This window comes from Arthrobacter parietis, from assembly GCF_039530425.1.
Classification (GTDB): Bacteria; Actinomycetota; Actinomycetes; order Actinomycetales; family Micrococcaceae; genus Arthrobacter_D; species Arthrobacter_D parietis.
The window spans coordinates 477224-490429 of sequence record NZ_BAAAON010000003.1; the positions used below are offsets into that span (position 1 = coordinate 477224).

The 13206-nt window shown below is 63.2% G+C and carries 11 protein-coding genes and 1 tRNA gene; 6 read left to right on the forward strand and 6 right to left on the reverse strand.

Going from position 1 to position 13206, the window contains the following annotated elements:
* The 5 genes from sucD to ABFX19_RS14400 form a co-directional block, all read right to left on the reverse strand.
* A partial coding sequence (gene sucD, locus ABFX19_RS14380; protein WP_346028699.1) for a succinate--CoA ligase subunit alpha occupies positions 1-823 on the reverse strand: 823 nt, incomplete at its 3' end.
* A gap of 32 nt (positions 824-855) precedes the next feature.
* Positions 856-2025 (reverse strand): ADP-forming succinate--CoA ligase subunit beta, encoded by a 1170-nt coding sequence (sucC, locus tag ABFX19_RS14385; RefSeq protein ID WP_346028700.1) that lies wholly within the window; start codon positions 2023-2025, stop codon positions 856-858.
* A gap of 136 nt (positions 2026-2161) precedes the next feature.
* A complete protein-coding gene (locus tag ABFX19_RS14390; protein WP_346028701.1) occupies positions 2162-2848 on the reverse strand; it encodes a hypothetical protein in 687 nt (228 codons plus the stop codon).
* Positions 2849-2877: 29 nt separating this feature from the next.
* Positions 2878-5322, reverse strand: a complete 2445-nt coding sequence (pcrA, locus tag ABFX19_RS14395; protein ID WP_346028702.1) for a DNA helicase PcrA — start codon at positions 5320-5322, stop codon at positions 2878-2880.
* Positions 5323-5437: 115 nt separating this feature from the next.
* Entirely contained in the window at positions 5438-6982 is a 1545-nt protein-coding gene (locus ABFX19_RS14400; RefSeq protein WP_277358950.1) for an alanine/glycine:cation symporter family protein, read from the reverse strand.
* Between the two features lie 160 nt (positions 6983-7142).
* Here ABFX19_RS14400 and ABFX19_RS14405 point away from each other — a divergent pair, with 160 nt between their 5' ends.
* The 6 genes from ABFX19_RS14405 to yczE all read left to right on the forward strand — a co-directional run bounded on the left by ABFX19_RS14405 (position 7143) and on the right by yczE (position 11256).
* Positions 7143-7739, forward strand: coding sequence for a hypothetical protein (locus tag ABFX19_RS14405; protein ID WP_346028703.1), 597 nt, complete (start codon positions 7143-7145; stop codon positions 7737-7739).
* Positions 7740-7791: 52 nt separating this feature from the next.
* Positions 7792-7865, forward strand: a tRNA-Arg gene (locus ABFX19_RS14410).
* A gap of 84 nt (positions 7866-7949) precedes the next feature.
* Positions 7950-8699, forward strand: a complete 750-nt coding sequence (locus ABFX19_RS14415; RefSeq protein WP_346028704.1) for a hypothetical protein — start codon at positions 7950-7952, stop codon at positions 8697-8699.
* The gene (locus ABFX19_RS14420; RefSeq protein WP_346028705.1) at positions 8696-10174 is read left to right on the forward strand and encodes a PGAP1-like alpha/beta domain-containing protein; all 1479 of its coding nucleotides are present in this window, start codon (positions 8696-8698) and stop codon (positions 10172-10174) included. Before ABFX19_RS14415 ends, ABFX19_RS14420 begins: the two co-directional genes overlap by 4 nt.
* Positions 10171-10551, forward strand: a complete 381-nt coding sequence (locus ABFX19_RS14425) for a hypothetical protein (RefSeq protein WP_277358946.1) — start codon at positions 10171-10173, stop codon at positions 10549-10551. The genes ABFX19_RS14420 and ABFX19_RS14425 overlap by 4 nt, the downstream gene beginning before the upstream one ends.
* 63 nt (positions 10552-10614) lie before the next feature.
* A complete protein-coding gene (gene yczE, locus ABFX19_RS14430; protein ID WP_056550049.1) occupies positions 10615-11256 on the forward strand; it encodes a membrane protein YczE in 642 nt (213 codons plus the stop codon).
* Between the two features lie 28 nt (positions 11257-11284).
* Here the strand turns inward: yczE and ABFX19_RS14435 are convergent, their stop codons facing one another.
* Positions 11285-13198: an ABC transporter ATP-binding protein gene (locus tag ABFX19_RS14435; RefSeq protein WP_346028706.1), complete on the reverse strand. Its 1914-nt coding sequence runs from the start codon at positions 13196-13198 to the stop codon at positions 11285-11287.
* Positions 13199-13206: the final 8 nt, after the last annotated feature.

The following is a 13206-nucleotide window of genomic DNA, read 5'->3' on the forward strand; positions in this document are numbered from 1 at the left end:
GGGCCTCCTTCTTCGCCTGGGCAGTACCGGCCGAGCCGGACACGATCGCGCCCGCGTGGCCCATGGTTTTACCCTCGGGCGCAGTGAAGCCGGCAACGTAGCCCACAACCGGCTTGGTCACGTTGGCTTTGATGAACTCGGCTGCGCGCTCTTCGGCGTCGCCGCCAATCTCGCCGATCATGACGATCGCCTTGGTCTCGGGATCCGCCTCGAACGCCTCAAGGGCATCGATGTGCGTGGTGCCGATGACCGGGTCTCCGCCGATGCCGATTGCGGTGGAGAAACCGAGATCGCGCAGTTCGAACATCATCTGGTAGGTCAGGGTGCCGGACTTCGAGACCAGTCCTACACCGCCCTTGCCGGTGATGTTCGCGGGAGTGATACCAACCAGTGCTTCCCCGGGGGTGATGATGCCGGGGCAGTTGGGGCCGATAATCCGGGTGATCTGCTTGCCGTTCTCGTCCACGCGGGACTGCGCCAGCGCCCAGAACTCCGCGGAGTCCTGCACGGGAACACCCTCGGTGATGATGACGACCAGGCCGATACCGGCATCGATCGCTTCAACGACTGCGTCCTTGGTGAATGCCGGCGGCACGAAAATGATGGAGACGTCAGCGCCGGTCTCGGCGATCGCTTCCTTCACGGTGCCGAAAACGGGGAGGGTAGTTTCGCCGTGAGTGACGGTGGTTCCGGCCTTGCGGGCGTTGACGCCACCGACCACCTGTGTGCCGGCTTTCAGCATCAGCGCGGTGTGCTTGGTGCCTTCGCCGCCGGTGATGCCCTGGACGATCACCTTGGAGTCTTTGTTCAGAAAGATAGACATGTGAAGTTCCTTAGTCCTGGAGTCGCGACCGGTCAGCGAGCGGCGTGAGCCAGCTCGGCGGCCTTGTCTGCGCCTTCGTCCATGGTGTCGGCGAGAGTGACCATCGGGTGGTTTGCCTCGGCGAGGATACGGCGGCCTTCTTCGACGTTGTTGCCGTCGAGGCGCACCACGAGTGGCTTGTTCTCCTTGTCGCCAAGGATTTCCAGCGCCTTAACGATGCCGTTGGCCACGGCGTCACACGCGGTGATGCCGCCGAAGACGTTCACGAACACGCTTTTAACCTGCTCGTCATTCAGGATGACGTCCAGACCTGCAGCCATGACCTCGGCAGAGGCTCCACCGCCAATATCCAGGAAGTTGGCGGGCTTGACGTTACCGTGGGCCTCGCCTGCGTAGGCAACGACGTCCAGCGTGGACATCACCAGCCCGGCTCCGTTACCGATGATGCCGACCTCGCCGTCGAGCTTGACGTAGTTGAGGTCATTTTCCTTGGCCTTGGCCTCCAGCGGATCGGTGGAGTCCTTGTCCTCGAGCTCAGCGTGACCCTTCTGGCGGAAGTCAGCGTTCTCATCGAGGGTGACCTTGCCGTCCAGGGCAAGGATCTCACCCGATCCGGTCTTCACCAGCGGGTTCACCTCAACCAGGGTGGCATCTTCCTTGGTGAAGACATCCCACAGTTTCAGGATGGTGTTCGCCACGCCTTCCCGGAGCTCGGGTGCAAACCCGGCGGCATCGATGATCTCATCGGCCTTCGCGCGGTCAATACCGGTGCCCGGATCAATGGCGATCCGCGCCAGCGCTTCGGGCCGCTCAACGGCGAGCTGCTCGATTTCCACGCCGCCCTCAACGGAGCACATGGCAAGGTAGTTCCGGTTTGCCCGGTCCAACAGCACGGAGAAGTAATACTCTTCAGCGATGTCTGCGCCCTGGGCGATCATCACCTTGTGGACTGTGTGGCCCTTGATATCCATGCCGAGGATCGCGGATGCGTACTCGTAAGCCTCATCCGGCGTCTTGGCGACCTTGACGCCGCCCGCCTTTCCGCGGCCGCCAACCTTGACCTGCGCCTTGACGACTACGACGCCGCCAATTTTCTCAGCTGCTGCTTTTGCTTCTTCGGGGGTCTGCGCCACGATGCCGGCCAGCACGGGAACGCCGTGAGCCTCAAATAGATCGCGCGCCTGATATTCAAACAGGTCCACTTATCTAGTGTCCTTCTGCGTCGAAGTAGGTTTACACAGGGAACTCTAGTCCCTTGGCTCGGAGCGCCTTTTACAGACTAGCGGTTTCGTGAGTAAGCACACAGTTCTATGAGTTGTAGAAAAGTAACCCTTTCGGTTACCGTTCAGCGCCCTCGTCGGGTGCAATGATTTCGAACGCATCCGCCGACGCGGTGAAGCCGTGGCCGGTTTCTGACTCGACACACACCATGCCCCGGCCCGCGCTGCCGCAGCGGAAACCGTTCAGCTCAACGGCCAAGCCGTCCTCAAGAACCGGCAGGCGTGCGAGCGGGCTCTCTCCACCGTCTGAACCCGGACCCAGCTCCGCCTCCATCAGGGTCATGCCAACCCGGCATCCGCCGTACGCAACTCCCGAAGAGGTGAGCAGAACGGTCCCGCCCTTGAACCCGAGGTTGGTGCCGTGACAGTCGTCGGCGACCTCAGCAGGTTCCGGATAGCGTGCCAGTTCGCAGTACACGGCGGGCACCTCCAGCACAGCGTCATCCCGCTGCCCCCCGGAGAGCCGGGGATCCGCGGGTGAATCGATGATGCCGCCCTGCTCTGTGGTAATGACGCAGTAGGTATTCCGGTTCTCGGTGAGGAAAGCTGCAGTGTCCCCGCCGTAGGTCTGAAGTTCAGACGCCGGCAGTTCCGGCATGGCGGCAAGTTCCTGCTGCGGGGCCAGCTCGGGCACGGAATCCGGTGCCGGATCACTGACCGGCACTTCCACGCACCCGCTCAGAAGCGCGCTGCCGAGGAACACCAAACCGACGACGGCGGCACGCGCCCGGGCGCGCCGCTGCACTCCCCCTCCGGCCAGCTGCACCGCCTGTGCTACCCGACCTTGGTCAGCGGAGCGTACCGGAGCAGCAGTCGCTTCTCCCCGATGTCGAACCGCACCTTGGCCACCATTTTGTCTCCGCCGCCTTCCACCGCAAGGACGGTGCCATTGCCGAAGGTCGTGTGATTAACCTTGTCTCCAGCAGAGACGGCGACAACCTCCTTCTGGGGCTGCACCCTGCCGGCCGCCTTTCCGGGCAGCCCGCGACCGGACTCGCTACCAGAGGCTGCGCCCGCACCCCAGTAGGAGCCGCTGAACCGTGGGCCGTTGATGCTCTGGCCACCGGTCCATGCCGGCTTCGCAGCGCCCTCCCGCTTCCAGTGGATCAGTTCCTCCGGAACCTCGCCGACGAACTGGCTCGCCGGGTTGTACTGACTCTGCCCCCACAGGCTCCGGACTTCCGAGCGCGTGATGTACAGCCGCTTCCTCGCCCGGGTGAGACCTACGTAGGCGAGCCGGCGCTCCTCCGCAAGTTCCTTCGGGTCTGTCGCGGAACGCTGGTGCGGGAAAATTCCCTGTTCCATTCCGGTCAGGAAAACCACCGGGAATTCGAGTCCCTTGGCGGTGTGCAACGTCATCAGGGTCACGACGCCCTGCCGCCGGGCTTCCTCCACCGCCTTCTCCACGTCCTCCCCGGCACCGGCCGGTGCATCGGGAATCTGGTCCGCATCCGCCACCAGCGACACCTGCTCAAGGAAATCGCCCAGGGTCCCCTCCGGGTTGCCGGTCTCGTATTCACGGACCACCGCAACAAGCTCGGCAAGGTTCTCCACCCGGGACTCGTCCTGTGGATCCGTGCTCGTTCGCAATTGCGCGAGGTACCCCGTCTGCTCAAGGACCGCTTCCAGAGCCGCCGAAGCACCCGATCCCGAGGCGACCTCTGCCAGGTCATCGATGAGCTTCACGAATGACGCAACGGCGTTAACCGAGCGCGTTGCCATGCCCGGAGCCTCATCCGCCCGCCGAAGGGCTTCCATGAAACTTGTGCGGTCGCGTTCGGCGAGCGCGGCAATGGCGTATTCCGCCCGGTCTCCGATGCCGCGCTTCGGTTCGTTGAGGATGCGGCGGAGGTTGACGACGTCGTTCTGGTTGGCCAGCACACGCAGGTAGGCCAGCGCGTCCTTGATCTCCTTGCGCTCGTAGAAGCGGGTGCCGCCAACCACTTTGTAGGGCAGGCCTACCCGCATCAGGATTTCCTCGATGGAGCGGGACTGCGCGTTGGTCCGGTAGAACACAGCGACGTCTCCGGGACGCAGGTTTTCCTCGTCCTGGAGCCGGTCGATCTCGTCCGCTATGAAGCGTGCTTCCTCGTGTTCATTTTCACCGACATAGCCGATGATCTTCTCGCCGCTGCCCTCGGCCGTCCAGAGCCGTTTCGCCGGCCGGTTCGGGTTGCGGGAGATGACTGCGTTGGCCGCATTGAGAATGTTCTGCGTGGAACGGTAGTTCTGCTCCAGCAGGATGGTACGCGCGTTCGGGTAGTCCTTCTCGAACTCCACGATGTTCCGCACATCCGCGCCACGGAAGGCATAGATGGACTGGTCGGAATCGCCCACCACCGTCAGCTCGGCAGGCTCCTCGACGTTCTCCCCCGCGACTCCCACAATCTCGCGGACCAACGCATACTGGGCGTGGTTGGTGTCCTGGTATTCATCCACGAGCACGTGGCGGAACCGCCTGCGATAGTAATCAGCCACCCCGGGGAAGGCCCGGAACATGTAGACCGTCTGAGCGATCAGGTCATCGAAGTCCATGGCGTTGGCCTGGCGGAGCCGCTGGGCATACCCCTTGTAGACCTCAGCAACAGCCTGCTCAAACGGATCGGAAGAGTTGGCGGTGGAGGCGTACTCTTCCTCGTCGATCAGCTCGTTCTTCAAAGCAGAGATCTTGTGCTGAATCGCCTTCGGTGCGAAACGCTTGGGATCGAGGTCCAGTCCCTTGGCCACCAGGGTGATGAGGCGAAGGGTGTCCGCCGAATCATAGATGGAGAAGTTCGAGTTCAAGCCGATGGACGCTGCCTCGCGGCGCAGGATCCGCACGCATGAGGAGTGGAACGTTGAGATCCACATGCGCTTGGCAACCTCACCCACCAGCCCTTCGATGCGCTCACGCATCTCCGCAGCAGCCTTGTTGGTGAACGTGATGGCGAGGATCTGGCCGGCATGGGACCTGCCCGTGGCCATCAGGAACGCGATCCGGTGACTGAGCACGCGGGTCTTTCCGGAGCCGGCTCCAGCAACGATCAGCAGGGGTGAACCGCTGTGCTTCACCGCCTCCTCCTGTTGCGGGTTCATACCCTCGAGCAGTTCGCGGGCACGCGCTTCATCGACGTGCCCGCCGCGTCGCGGATGCTCCGCCGGATCAGAGGAGGAGGACGACGGCGCGCCGCGCCTTTCTGCGGCAGGTGTGCTGAGGTGCGGGTCAAAAAGCAAGTCCATGGTGCCTTTAAGTCTAGGCGCTGGCACGGACAGAACCTGTCCGCTGCTGGTCCAGGCATGGCTGTGCCCGCCGGGTCGGGGACCCGGCGGGCACATTGTGGACGGATAGGTGTGGTTACTTGGTGGCGGCTTCGCGGTCCTCAGGCTCGATGCCGAGGTCGAGGAGCTTGCCGCTCTTGCGGTCCGCGAGGTATTCCTTCATTTCGCGCTTGATCACCGGCAGGAGCATGTACACGCCGAGCAGGTTCACGAACGCACAGACGAACAACGCCGAGTCAGCAAAGCTGAGCACCTGGCCGAAGGTGAGAACCGTACCGGTCACCGTGAAGAACAGGAAGATGACCTTGTACAGGACCTCCGAGGTCTTGCCGCGGCCGAAGAGGTACTCCCAGGCCTTCAGACCGTAGTAGGACCACGTGATCAGTGTGGAGAACGCGAAGAGCGCGACCGCCACGGCCAGGACAATCGGGAACCAGTCAATGACGGTGGCGAAAGCGTCCGAGGTGAGGATGACGCCGTCGGGAGTGCCTTCACCTGCCTGGACCTGATCAATTCCTGCCTGCAGGCTGGGTGCCCCGGCAATGACGATGGTCAGGGCCGTCATGGTGCAGATGACCACAGTGTCGACGAGCGGCTCGAACATCGCCACGAAACCCTCGCTCACTGGACGGCGGGTCTTGACTGCCGAGTGGGCGATAGGAGCGGAACCCAGACCGGCCTCATTGGAGAAGGCAGCACGCTGGAAGCCGACGATCATGACGCCGACGATGCCGCCGGCCAGGCCCTGCGGGTTGAAGGCGCCTTCGATGATGGCACCGAATGCGGCTGGAACCTGACCGATGTTCACGATGATGACGAACAGGCAGGCAAGGACGTAGATGATGCCCATCGCCGGTACGAGCCTGCTGGTGGTGGCGCCGATGGACTTGATCCCGCCGAGGATGACAGCGCCGACAAGCGCCGCAAGGATAATGCCGAAGATCAGGGCTGCACCCGGGCTGCCGAGGAATCCGTCAGCACCGCCGGTGACTTCCTGCGCCTGGGCGAAGGTCTGGTTGGCCTGGAACATGTTGCCGCCTGCAACACCGAAGATCAGGATCGCAACCGCGAAGATACCGGTGAGGATCTTGGCGGGCCATTTGCCGAACTTCTTGAAGGCAACCGGCAGGTACTTGAATGGCCCGCCGGAGACGGTGCCGTCCGGGTGGACCTCGCGGTACTTAACCCCGAGCGTGCACTCAGCGAACTTGGTGCACATGCCGAGCAAGCCGGCCAGGATCATCCAGAAGGTGGCACCGGGCCCGCCCAGCGCCATTGCTGCGCCGACACCGGCAATGTTTCCAAGCCCGACCGTCCCGGACAATGCCGAGGTCAGTGCCTGGAAGTGTGGGACCTCGCCCGGGTCATCCTTGGACGAGTAGCGTCCGCGGATCACCTCGTAGGAAACCTTCAATCCGCGGAACTGGATGAAGCCGAAGTAGATAGTGAAAATGACGGCCGCGGCGATAAGCCACGCGACCACTACCGGAAAACTGACCTCGCCAATGGTGATCGGGACGAAGACAATTGCGGCGAACCACGTTGCGACAGGTTCGAAGACGGCATCAATGGCGTCCTCGATGGCTGCGAGCCATCCCACCTGATCCGCAACGCTAGACATGGGTAATGCTTGGTTTATAGCCATCCGTTAAACAAACCCCACTAGGTGCTGTGATTGCAATCACAGGCAGCTAACGGCGCCCATCTTTATCAAAATGAGATCAAATACAGGGTGGATTTTCAGGAACTGTTGCTGCATGGTAACGGTCTAGCATTGTGGCATGGGCAAAACGAGGGCACAGATCGCACGCAAGCACGGGCCGGCCGCGGCTGGCCTACCGGCGAACCCGGGCGAGCAGCCTCCCCCACCCCGCCATAACGGCAACCTGATCCTCATTCCGGCAGTGGCTGCGGCTCTCTTCCTGTTTTGGTACTTCCATCTTCTGACGCTCTCCCAGATGACCCAGCTCTCCGGTGGGCTGAGCATGCCGGACATGCTCTTCGGTGGATATGATGCCGCCTATATCGACCAGCTGCGTGCCGTCATGGACTCTGCGGCTCTCGGGCAGCTGAGCTACGTGCACAAGACGGCCGGCACGCTCTTCCCGCTGCTTTTTGGACTGGCCTGGCTCCTGCTGGTTCAGCTCAACGTTTCACGGCGATGGCTTCGCTGGCTGCTGTGGAGCCCGGTGCCGCTCTTCGTTGTGGTGGACCTCTGGGAGAACGTCGCGATCGACTCCATTCTTTCCGGGCCCGACGCCGGTTCGGTCGCCCTGGCGTCCGTACTCACCATCGCCCGGTGGGTGCTGTTCGCGTTGAGCTGCGCGGCCGGTTTGACCGCGGTGCTGCTGCCGCGGAGGATGCGGTCACGGAGTTAGGAAGACTGTAAGCTGGTACCGCCTGCGCACCGCCCGGTGCGGTGGCGCACCCGCCTCTGTAGCTCAGTAGGATAGAGCGTCCCTCTCCTAAAGGGAAGGTCGTCGGTTCGATTCCGGCCAGGGGCACAACCGTTGTCCACATGGGTACACCTGCCCATGGCAGAGAATCCCCGCCTGCACTAGCTTGACGGGATGGGGAATCTTTCAACTGTGCCACCACCGTCTCACGTCGTCCGTCTATCACCGGCCGCCTGGTCGCTCGCACTGAGCTCAGCTTCGACAGCACACTCAGGCCATACCGATCCTTCGACTGCGCCTGCGCCGGATGCCGGGTGGGCGGAACTGAACTCCCTCGGATTGGCAACCGGCACCGAATTGTCATCACGCTGGCATACGGCTCTGCAGGAATTCCTCTCGCCCGCGATCCTTCTTCGCCTGTCGGCTGCCTACAACAGCGTGGGAGCCAACAGTGACCTCACGCTCACCGCAGACCGCGGTGTGTGCGTTCACCGCCGCAGCACCGTGGAAACAGACAACGACGGCAGCATCCGTGCACGGGGCCACGAACCGTCCCTTGAGGTAGCTCTCTTCGACGCGGAAAACATCTGGGGCGCAATCAGCCGCGTCCTTCCGCCGCTCCCCGAACTTCGAGCTGATGCGGTGCATGCCCGGACAGATTCCGGTGACACCGTCGTCCACATGCCGCTCACGCCTTCGGAAGCGGCCGCCGTCGTTCCGGAAGAAGCGATCCTGAGCGCAGCGATGACCACGCGGGCCGGGCAGAGCCGGCAGGTCTGGGCGGGCCGATGGTCAGTCAGCGAGAGCACGCTCTATTCGGTGCGCACCACAGACGGCGCTCTGCTCCTCACTCCGCAGCGAGCCGGTCATGTGGCCCGCGAAATCACCTTCGCCCTCGCCGGCGCCTATGAGTTCGTCGCGGGAGCAGCGGCGAGCGCATGAGCCAGCTCCTCGGGATGGACCCGGGCCAGGTTCGTCAGCTTGCCCGTTCCCTCGAGAATGCTGCGGCGCATTTCGAGCTGGTCGGACGGCAGGTCTCCGGGAAGCTCTCGGTCATCGGCTGGCAGGGCGGAGATGCGGACTACTTTCGCGCCGACTGGGCCGGCAGGCACCGCCCCACACTGTTGGGTATCGCTGAGCAGTTGAGGCAGGCCGCCCTCGAGGTTGTGGGTCATGCGGATGCCCAGGAAGGAACGAGTGCCACCGGCGCAGTAGGTCCACCTGCCCCTTCCGCCGCTCAGCCGCTCGCCTCCAGCACCCGGGAAACGAGCGGGGACGACAACGGCAACTGGATCACCGACGGACTGGCGTGGGTCGCAGGCGGCGCGGACTGGGTTGTCGACACCACCGCAGACGGAGCCGAGTGGTTCGGGAACCAGGCGGAACTGGGATACGGCAACATCGCGGAATCGTTTCGCGACCTTGTCGATGGCGGCATCCATGCAGGCGGCCTGTTCGATGAGATGCTGGCCGGAAGTCCGCCATCGATCATGGAATTGTCAGCGTCGGTCGCGTTGGCGGGGAGCAGCCTCGTCGATTTCGCTGTCACTGCCGGGACGTTCGGCCAGTGGGCTCCACTGCTGCTCGACGATGGAACGCCCTGGGCAGGAGAGCCGATTCCTGTCAGCGTGTCCCGGGATGGCATGAACCGTGGGCCCTCACAACATCTGGACAGCGTGGTGCCAACAGATCTTGCTGCGCTGGCGTTCCTCACGGCCCAGGCATACGGTGACGCGAGCAATCCATCCACCGCTGACGGTGCTGTCCGAATCACGCGGGTAGAAAACGCCGAGGGTCCCGCCTACATCCTGAGCATTCCAGGAACCCAGTCATGGAATCCTGTTACTTCTGCGATCTCGGCTGACTTGACCGGCAATCTGGTGAGCGCTTCGGGCCAAATGTCGACTGCGGCCGCGACCGTTGCGTTGGCCATGGAACGGGCGGGGATCGAACCCGGCGCGCCGGTGATGCTGTCAGGACATTCGCAGGGCGGAATGATCGCGGCCTCGCTAGCCTCGGACCCTGTGTTCCTGGAGCGGTACAACGTCACCAACGTGATGACGTTCGGCTCACCGGTTGACGGGACGGCCATGCCGTCGAACGTTGATGTCATTTCATTCCAGCATCAGAACGACGTCGTCCCGCGCCTCGATCTTGGAGGTACGAGCGTCAATGGTGCGGTGCCGGAGCAATCCGGTGAACAGGTCACCCTTCCGGACCCGCCCGGCAGCGGCTGGAGCGACGTGGCCGCCAACCACGACTACAACAACTACGCACACTCCATCAGCGAGGCTGAAGACGATCCCGCCAATCGCGCATTCCAGTACGCTCAGTCACCCTCTACTCAGCGATTCCTCACCGGCGACACCTCAGCGGTAGAGTCCTTCGTGATTCCAGTCGGAAGGCGACAACAATGAGACGCATAAGCTCGTTATTTGCTGTGCTGGCTTTGCTGCTCCTCCCAGCCTGTGGTGCATCGTCACCGGCAGACACGTATAGAGAGGCGATCTCCGCAATCGATGGCGTTGAGCGCGTCAGCGTGGAGTGGGCAAGGATCGGTGCCGGCGACTCCACCTCCATCGAGATTGATACAGCGACAAGTGATACCGCCGAGCTGCATCGGATACTCGATGACACGGTGCGCGCCTTCGTCGAGAGTGCCGATCGGCATGAAGAAACAACGCTCAACTACATGGTCTACTCCCAGGATCGCTCCGAATACCTCACCCCGAGCGACCTCGGCTCGGTGATGCGTTCGCTCAGCGATATCCGCGAGCACTACGGCATCGACTAGCAATCCCGGGTACACCCAGCTGAGCGGCTCATCTGAGCCGTAACCGTAACCGATACTGGAACCATGTCCCTTCTCCTTCTGCGTCGGATTGTGCAGCTGCTCGTTGGCCTCTTTCTTTACGGGTTCTCGATCGGCATGATGATCCGCGCCGGCATTGGAGTGTCCCCCTGGGACGTGCTGGGTCAGGGCGTTTCGGTCCAGAGCGGCATACCCTTCGGGCTGACCACGAACCTGATTGGTCTAGCCGTACTGCTGCTCTGGATCCCTATCCGCCAAAGGCCCGGAGTGGGGACAGTACTCAACGTCCTCCTCGTAGGACCGAGCGCTGAAGTGGGCCTCGCCGTCATCCCGCAGCAGACGGTCCTGTGGGTGCAGATTCTCCTGTTTACCGGCGGCCTGGTTCTGCTCGCGGTTGCCACTGGTCTCTACCTTGGGGCGCGCATGGGGCCTGGGCCACGTGACGGGCTGATGACCGGCATGCACAAACGCTGGGGCTGGCCCATCTGGGCAGTGCGGACGGGCATCGAGGTGTCGGTCCTCGCGATCGGCTGGGCTCTGGGCGGAACGGTCGGCGTGGGCACCGTGGCCTTTGCCCTCTTTGTGGGCCCGCTGGTCAACCTCACACTGCCTCGGTTCCACATTCCGGAGAAGCCCGGGGAGCCACGGCTGGACGGTCAGGCTGCACCATCCGGCGCCGCTCCCTAAGAATCCCGCGTCCTAGCAAAACATTGCTTCAGGCGCCGGAGCCGGTCAGCGCTTCCGCAGGCTCGTCCGGCGCGACCGACTTCTGCACCGCGAACTGTGTGCGGTGCAGCTCGTCATACCGCCCGCCGGCGGCGAGCAGTTCCTCGTGCGTGCCGCGCTCGGCGATGCGGCCGTCCTCGATGACCAGGATCTGGTCCGCACTCCGGATGGTGGACAAACGATGGGCGATCACCAGAGCCGTACGGCCGGCGAGCGCCTCAGTGAGTGCGGCCTGAACGGCGGCTTCCGACGTCGAGTCCAGGGCTGCTGTGGCTTCATCCAGGATGACAACGCGCGGCTGGGCGAGCAGCAGACGCGCAATGGTCATGCGTTGCCTCTCCCCACCGGAAAGCCGGTAACCGCGTTCACCCACCATGGTGTCCAGTTGGTCCGGAAGCGACTGGATCAGGGTCTCCAGCCGTGCCCGGCGAACCGCATCCCAGAGCTCCTCATCCCGTGCTTCAGGGCGGGCCAACCTCAGGTTGGAGGCGATTGTCTCGTGGAACAGGTGGCCGTCCTGGGTCACCATGCCAAGGGTATGCCGCAGCGACTCGAACGTGGTTTCCCGGACGTCCTTCCCGCCAATCCGGACAGAGCCGGAATCGACGTCATACAGCCTGGCCAGCAACTGGGCGATAGTGGATTTACCCGCACCGGAGGTACCCACCAGTGCAACGGTCTGCCCGGGCTCAATGCGGAAGCTGACACCGTGCAGCACCTCCTCACCGCCACGGGTGTCCAGCGTTGAGACCTCCTCCAGCGAAGCGAGGGAGACTTTGTCCGCTGACGGGTAGGCGAAGCGGACGTCGTCGAACTCGACTGCAACCGGACCAGCCGGAATCATCTGCGCGTCCGGCTTCTCCTTGATGAGTGGGTCGAGGTCGAGCACCTCGAAGACCCGCTCGAAGCTCACCAGAGCGCTCATGATCTCCACCCGCGCGTTGGCGAGGGATGTCAGCGGCGCGTAAAGGCGGGTGAGCAGCAGCGCCAGCGTCACGACTTCACCGGTATCCAACGCGCCGCCGAGCGCCAGGCTGCCGCCCAATCCGTACACCAGTGCAAGGGCGAGGGCAGAAACAAGCATCAGCGCAGAGAAGAACACGAATTGCAGCATCGCCGTCCGGACACCGATGTCCCGGACCCGTGCAGCGCGGACACGAAACTCTTCGGACTCCTCATCAGGGCGCCCGAAGAGCTTGACCAGCGTGGCGCCGGGGGCGGAGAACCGCTCAGTCATCTGCGTGCTCATGGTCGAGTTGTAATCAGCGGCCTCGCGCCGAAGGGACGCCAGCCTGCTGCCCATGCGGCGGGCCGGCAGCAGGAAGATGGGCAGCATGATGATTGCGAGCACGGTGACCAGGACGGACGTGCTCAGCATGACGATCAGGGTGAGAATCAGCGCCACGAGATTACTCACCACGCCGGACAGCGTGCCGCTGAACGCCTGTTGGGCGCCGATCACGTCATTGTTGAGCCTGCTCACCAACGCACCAGTGCGGGTACGCGTGAAGAACGCGATGGGCATCTTCTGAACGTGGTCAAAGACCGCTGTCCGTAGATCGAGGATCACTCCCTCGCCGATCCGTGACGAGTACCAGCGCGTCAGCAGTCCCACGCCGGTGTCAGCTACGGCCACAATCGCAATCACGACGGCGAGCCACACGATGGTCTCTACCGCGGCTTCGGCGATGATCGCGTTAACAACCTGCCCGGCAAGGACCGGCGTGGCAACCGCCAGGAACGCGGATACCACTGACAGCGCGATGAAGAGCACCAGCTTGACCCGGTACGGCACGGCAAAGGACAGGATCCGCTTCAGCGTTTCCCTGGAAAATTTGTTGCTGCCGTTCTTGGCGGAGGAGATCCGGTACAGGGAACTCCAGGCCGCGCCTTCCATGCTCATGGGTGCCT